The sequence below is a fragment of the Streptomyces sp. NPDC059008 genome (assembly GCF_042749045.1).
GTDB lineage: Bacteria > Actinomycetota > Actinomycetes > Streptomycetales > Streptomycetaceae > Streptomyces.
In genome coordinates this window covers 173494-179711 of the sequence record NZ_JBHYJC010000003.1, presented here as the reverse complement: position 1 = coordinate 179711, position 6218 = coordinate 173494, and the positions used below count along the sequence as shown (strand labels likewise).

The following is a 6218-nucleotide window of genomic DNA, read 5'->3' as shown; positions in this document are numbered from 1 at the left end:
GCGCGGGGGGGGGGGGGTCCGGGGCCCGGGCCCCCCGCACCCCGCCCACCGGCATGGAGCCCACCCGCGTGGACACGTCCGAAGGAGGCCCGGTCCCTCGCATGGTCGGTCGCATGGCCCCTCGCCCGTCCCCCGCGCCCGGGCCCTCCTCGCCGACGCGGCAACCGGACGCCGGGAGTGTCCTGACCGGTGCGCTCCGGCACAGCCTGCTGCGCACCCTCGCCGTCGGCCTCCTCGGCACGGCCTCCGCCGCCACGGCCGTCGCGCTGCCCGCCGTACTCGGCCACACCCTCGACCTCGCGCTCGACTCCGCGCCCGGAGCGGGCACCGCCCTCGCGCTGAGTGCCGTCCTGCTGGTGGCAGAGGTGCTGCTGGACGCTCTGGTGACGCTCACCGGCGGCGTCACCACCGCCCGCAGCACCGCCTGGCTGCGCCGCCGTGGATTCGACCATCTGCTGTCCCTCGGCCCGCTGCGCGCCACCGACCGCTTCTCGACCGGCGATCTGGTGAACCGCCTCACGGGCAACGCCGCCGAGGCCGGATACGCGCCCACCACGGCGGCTGCCGCGCTGGCCGCGCTGCTCACCCCGGTCGGGGCCCTCGTCGCGCTGGCGGTCACCGACATCTGGCTGGCGGCCGTCTTCCTGGCCGGGCTCCCCCTGCTGACCCTGCTGCTGCGGGCCTTCGCCCGGGACTCCTCCGACAGCGTCCGGCGCTATCAACGCGTACAGGCGGAGATCGCCTCCCGGCTCGTGGAGGCACTGGGCGGGGCCCGGACGATCGCCGCCGCGGGCACCGCGCGCCGGGAAACCGCCCGCGTCCTGGCCCCGTTGCCCGAACTCGGCGCACAGGGCCGACTGATGTGGCAGGTGTACGGGCGGGCGGTGGTCGGCAGCAGCATTCTGGTGCCCTTGCTGACCACGGCCGTCCTCGCGGTGGGCGGGGTCCGACTCGCCCACGGCGCCCTGACCGTCGGTGGACTGCTGGCCGCCTCCCGATACGCGGCACTCACCGCGGGTCTGGGAGGGCTGACCGGTCAGCTCAGCGCCTTGGTGCGCAGCCGCGCCGCGGCCCGGCGCATCGGCGAACTGCTGGCGCTGCCCCCGGTGGGGCACGGTTCCCGGCCGCTGCCCCCCGACGGCCGTGGACGGCTCGAACTGCGCGGGGTCACCCTCGCCCGCGACGGCGTGCCCGTGCTGCGCGGTGTGGATCTGATCGTGCCCGGGGGGACCACCATGGCCGTGGTCGGGCGGTCGGGGGCGGGCAAGTCCCTGCTGGCCGCCGTCGCGGGGCGGCTCACCGATCCCGACGACGGCACGGTGCTGCTGGACGGGGTTGCGCTCGATCAGGCCGATCCGGAGCGGCTGCGCCGAGAAGTCGGCTATGCCTTCGAACGGCCGGCGCTCTTCGGCGACACCGTCGGCGCGGCCCTCGCGTTCGGGCCCCGGCCGGTTCCGGCCCACGACATCGAGGCCGCGGCCCGCGCGGCCGGCGCCGATCCGTTCGTACGGCTGCTGCCGCGCGGCTACGCCACACCGCTGGCCGACGCGCCCCTCTCCGGCGGCGAGTTCCAGCGCCTCGGCGTGGCCCGGGCCTTCGCCCACGCCGGTCGTCTGCTGATCCTCGACGACGCCACCTCCAGCCTGGACACCGTCACCGAGCACCATGTCAGCCGGGCGCTTTTGCAGGACGTACGGCCGGGCACCCGGCTGCTGATCACCCACCGGCTGTCCTCGGCCGCCCGCGCCGATCTGGTCGCCTGGCTGGAGCACGGCCGGATACGGGCGGTCGCGCCGCACGATCTGCTGTGGCGGGACCCCGACTACCGCGCGGTCTTCTCCCCCACCGCCCCGGACCCGGGCACCTCCTCATGACGGCGACGACGATCCGGCTGCTGCCGCGAGCGCTCCGCTTCCTGCGGGGCCGCACCCGGGTGTTGCTGCTGATGGGCGGCTGGTCCCTGCTGGAGACCGGGCACACCTTCATCAGCGGCTACGGCGTGGCCAAGGCCCTGGACGACGGCTTTCTGGCCGGCCGCACCGGAACGGCCATGGCATGGCTGGCCGTTGCCGCGGTGGCGGTGGTCCTCGGCGGGGCCGCCGGCCGTGGCGTCTTCCGCGGGCTCGCCGACCTGGTCGAACCGCTGCGTGACGTGCTGATCCGTACGGTGGTGACCCGCGCGCTGGACCAGGCGGTCGCCGATCCGGCCCGCGCCGCGGACACCGCGGTGGTCTCGCGGCTGACCAACCAGACGGAGCTGGCACGGGACAGCTTCGCCGGGCTGGTCCTGGTGGCCCGTTCCTTCGTCTTCACCTCCGCGGGGGCCCTGCTCGGACTCTTCTCCCTGGCCCCGCAGCTGCTGCTGATCGTGCTGCCGCCCCTCGTCGTCGGACTGCTGCTGTTCCTGGCCACGCTGCGCCCGATGGCACGTCAACAGCGCGCCTTCCTCCAAGCCGACGAAACGCTCTCGGCCCACTTCGGTGCCGTTGCGGCGGGGCTGCGCGACGTGGCCGCCTGCGGCGCGCGCCGCACCGTCAAGGGGCGTGCCGACGGCCTGATCGACGCCGAGGCACGGGCGGCCCGGCGCCTGGCGGGTTGGGCCGCGGCCCGCTGTCTCGCACTCGGCGTCGCCGGTCAGCTGCCGGTCCTCCTGCTGCTGCTGAGCACGCCGTGGCTGCTGCGGCAGCACCTCACGGCGGGGACCGTGCTCGGTGCCCTGACGTATCTCACGCAGGCCCTGCTGCCCGCCCTGCACACCCTGATGAACGCGCTCGGCTCCGCCGGGACCCGGCTCCTGGTCGTACTGGACCGGCTCACCGGGTCCCCCGACCGAACTCCTCGGGGTGGACCGGCTGCGGCAGGCCACGCCGGCCATGCCGATTCCGTTTGCGGCACGGCCGCCGCCGAGCCGGGAAGCGCCGCGCCACGCCCCGGGGCCCGCACCGATCCGGTCGGCCCCCGGGTCGAACTACGCTCGGTGACCTTCGCCTACGGCCCCGGCGCGCAACCGGTCCTGCACGATCTCGATCTCGTCGTCGAGCCGGGTGAGCACCTCGCCGTCGTCGGTCCGAGCGGCATCGGCAAGTCCACCCTGGCCGGCCTCGTCACCGGCCTGCTGCCCCCCACGGAGGGCACGGTACGGGTGGACGGCCGTCCGCCGGCCGCGCCCCGTCCCACTCCCGATGCCGAGCCCGGCTGCCCCGCCCTCCCCGATCCCGGTCCCTCCCGCCGCCGGGTCCTGATCCCACAGCAGGCGTACGTCTTCTCCGGCACCGTGCGGGACAACCTGCTCTATCTGTGTCCTGACGGTGCGTCCGACGCCGCCGCGGCGGCCGCGGCGGACGCCGTGGGGCTGAGCCCGTTGGTGTCCCGGCTGGGCGGTCTGGACGCACGGATCGATCCGGCCGCGCTGTCCCAGGGCGAACGCCAGCTGATCGCACTCGGCCGGGCCCACCTCGCGCCGGCGCCGCTGGTCCTCCTCGACGAGGCCACCTGCCATCTCGACCCCGTGGCCGAGCAGCGAGCCGAGCAGGCCTTCGCCGACCGACCCGGCACTCTGATCGTCATCGCGCACCGGATCACCTCGGCCCAACGCGCCGACCGCGTCCTGGTACTGGACGGGATCCGGGCCACCGTCGGCAGCCACACCGAACTGCTGGACCGCTCGCCCCTCTACCGCGAGCTGGCCGGCAACTGGCAACCGGAGTCCGCCGAAAGGGGCCGGTGACGACCGGGGACGTGTCGGGTGACCGCCCACAGCACGAGCCCGAGGCAGCTGAACGCGGCACCCAGTGCGCATACGGCGCCCCAGCCGGCCAGCGCGTAGAGGGAGGTCGCGGCGAGGGCGCCGGTGGCGCTGCCGATCGAGTAGAAGACCATGTACCCGCCGATCAGCCGGCTGCCCGCGTCCGGGTGCAGCGCGTAGATCAGGGTCTGGTTGGTGACATGGACCGCCTGCACGGCGAGGTCGAGCAGGATCACCCCGACGACCAGGGCCCACAGCGAGCTGCGGGTGAAGGCCAAGGGCAGCCACGAGGCGGCGAGCAGTGCCAGGGCGAGGCCGGTGGTCCGCCGGGAGAGTCCGCGGTCGTTCAGGCGGCCCGCCACGGTCGCGGCCAGCGCGCCGGCGACACCGATCAGCCCCAGCGCCCCGATCGCGCTGTGGGACAGGAAGTACGGGGCCCCGCTGAGCGGCAGCGCGACGCTGCTCCACAGGGTGCTGAAGGAGGCGAAGATCAGCAGACCGAACAGGGCCCGGAGCCGCAGCAGTCGTTCCCGTGCGAACAGGGCGATCGTGGAGCGCAGGAGCTGTCCGTAGCGCAGGGTTGTCGGCGGCGTGTCACTGTGGCGCGGCAGCACTCGGTACAGGACCAGGGCGAGCAGGGCGGTGAGCGACGCCGAGGCGAGGTAGACGGAGCGCCAGCCCGCGAGATCGGCCATGAGTCCGGACGCGGTGCGGGCGAGCAGGATGCCGATGACCACGCCGCTGGTGACCAGACCGACGACCCGTCCGCGCCCGGCGGGAGGGGCCAGTGATGCCGCGAAGGCCACCAGCGTCTGCGTGACGACCGCGAGAAGCCCCGTCGCGGCCATGCCCGCGAGCAGGATCACCGCCGTGTGGGCGACGGCCACCACGGCCAACGCCACCACCAGGAGCAGTAACTGGGCCACGACGAGCCGTCTGCGGTCGGCCACGTCGCCCAGCGGCACCAGGAAGAAGAGTCCCAGCCCGTATCCGACGTGCGTGAGGGTGACCACGCTGCCGACGAGTGCCGGGCTCATGGCGAGGTCCTGGCCCATCGTCACCAGGAGCGGCTGGGAGAAGTAGACGTTGGCCACCGCGGCCCCGCAGGCGACCGCGAACAGGATGACGACGCCGCGGGACAGGACGAACGCGGAACCCCCTCCGCTTCGGGCCCCGGTCCGTCGCGTCACGGCCTCACCGTTTCCGGGCATCAGCACTCCTCCACTCTCCTGGTTTCAAATTGCTACCAGTGGCGACGGTAACCTTGCTGGTAGCATGTTGCAACCAGATGGAGAGCGAGGGACGCCATGGTGACCAGGACGCGCTTCGACGACAGCGAATGTCCCGTCGCCCGGTCGGTGGACGCGATCGGCGACTGGTGGTCCCTGCTGATCGTGCGGGACGCCTTCGACGGAAGCCGGCGCTTCGGGGAGTTCCAGCGCAGTCTCGGCGTGGCGAAGAACATCCTCACCGCGCGGCTGCGCACCCTGGTCGCCGGCGGCGTCCTCGAATCCGTCCCGGCCTCGGACGGCAGCGCCTACCGCGAGTACGTACTGACCCCGAAGGGCAAGGCGCTCTTCCCCGTCATCGTGGCACTCCGGCAGTGGGGCGAACAGAACTTCTTCGCACCCGACGAACCGCACTCACAGTTGGTCGACCGCCGACAGGGACATCGCCTCCGCGCACTGGAAGTGCTGTCCGCGGACGGACGACGGCTCGACCCCGACGACACCACCGTCCACAAGGTCTCCCCCCAGTGATCCGACTCGGAGGCCCGGGGCGATCCGCACTCGGCGACGGCGAAGGTCAGCGACCTGGACGACGCCCCCGAGCCATGACCTGGAAGAACACGCCGAGCGGTCGCGCCCCTCAGCTCTCGGACAGCGGCTTCTGGTACCAACCCACGTCCCAGAACCTCCCGAACTTCCGCCCGACCTGCTCGTAGACGCCGACGGGCCGGAAGCCGAAGCGTTCATGGAGCCGTTGTGACGCCGGGTTGGGCAGGGCGATTCCGGCGAGCGCCATATGGACGTCCTCCTGCGCCAGCGCCTCGAAGAGCGCGGCGTACAGCAGGCCGCCGACACCGCGTCCGACGTGCTCGGGCGCCAGATAGACGCTGGTCTCCACGGAGGTCGCGTAGGCCGGCTTCGGCCGGAACGCGCTGCTGGTCGTGTAGCCGAGAAGCTTTCCGCCCTCCTCGGCCACGAGGAGCCGGTGCGGGCCGGAGTCGGGGTGGGCCAGCAGCCACGGCCGGCGCTGTTCCACGGTGAACGGCTCGATGTCGAAGGTGATCGGCGTCTCGTTCACGTAGTGGTTGTAGATCCGGGTCAGCTCGTCGAGGTCGTCCCCGGTGCCGGGCCGGATCCGTGCGCCTGGGACCGTCCCGTTTTCCTTCACCGCTGTGCTCATCCGTAAGACGGTACGTGGCGCGTGTGACCTCGCGGGAAATTCCAGGGAACGCGGTGCGCCGGGC

5 protein-coding genes are annotated in these 6218 nt (G+C 73.2%); 3 read left to right on the top strand and 2 right to left on the bottom strand.

All coding sequences use genetic code 11. The annotated features are described in order from the left end of the window. Window positions 1-113 precede the first annotated feature (113 nt). Window positions 114-1874: an ABC transporter ATP-binding protein gene (locus ACFWZH_RS06085; RefSeq protein WP_384426106.1), complete on the top strand. Its 1761-nt coding sequence runs from the start codon at window positions 114-116 to the stop codon at window positions 1872-1874. Then, window positions 1871-3727 (top strand): ATP-binding cassette domain-containing protein, encoded by a 1857-nt coding sequence (locus ACFWZH_RS06080; RefSeq protein ID WP_384426103.1) that lies wholly within the window; start codon window positions 1871-1873, stop codon window positions 3725-3727. The genes ACFWZH_RS06085 and ACFWZH_RS06080 overlap by 4 nt, the downstream gene beginning before the upstream one ends. On the opposite strand, the gene ACFWZH_RS06075 is transcribed toward ACFWZH_RS06080, so the two are convergent. After that, entirely contained in the window at window positions 3673-4956 is a 1284-nt protein-coding gene (locus ACFWZH_RS06075; RefSeq protein WP_384426100.1) for an MFS transporter, read from the bottom strand. The genes ACFWZH_RS06080 and ACFWZH_RS06075 overlap by 55 nt on opposite strands. Window positions 4957-5052: 96 nt before the next feature. On the opposite strand from ACFWZH_RS06075, the gene ACFWZH_RS06070 reads away from it, so the two are divergent. Further along, window positions 5053-5505 (top strand): winged helix-turn-helix transcriptional regulator, encoded by a 453-nt coding sequence (locus tag ACFWZH_RS06070; protein ID WP_384426097.1) that lies wholly within the window; start codon window positions 5053-5055, stop codon window positions 5503-5505. 109 nt (window positions 5506-5614) lie between these two features. Here the strand turns inward: ACFWZH_RS06070 and ACFWZH_RS06065 are convergent, their stop codons facing one another. Further along, complete coding sequence (locus tag ACFWZH_RS06065) at window positions 5615-6154, bottom strand: GNAT family N-acetyltransferase (protein WP_384426094.1); 540 nt, start codon at window positions 6152-6154, stop codon at window positions 5615-5617. Between the last annotated feature and the right edge of the window lie 64 nt (window positions 6155-6218).

What these genes read in the sequence shown, in the direction of transcription:
- ACFWZH_RS06065 (WP_384426094.1), bottom strand. Translation starts at nt 6,154, where the DNA reads ATGAGCACAGCGGTGAAGGAAAACGGGACGGTCCCAGGCGCACGGATC.
- ACFWZH_RS06070 (WP_384426097.1), top strand. Translation starts at nt 5,053, where the DNA reads ATGGTGACCAGGACGCGCTTCGACGACAGCGAATGTCCCGTCGCCCGG.
- ACFWZH_RS06075 (WP_384426100.1), bottom strand. Translation starts at nt 4,956, where the DNA reads ATGCCCGGAAACGGTGAGGCCGTGACGCGACGGACCGGGGCCCGAAGC.
- ACFWZH_RS06080 (WP_384426103.1), top strand. Translation starts at nt 1,871, where the DNA reads ATGACGGCGACGACGATCCGGCTGCTGCCGCGAGCGCTCCGCTTCCTG.
- ACFWZH_RS06085 (WP_384426106.1), top strand. Translation starts at nt 114, where the DNA reads ATGGCCCCTCGCCCGTCCCCCGCGCCCGGGCCCTCCTCGCCGACGCGG.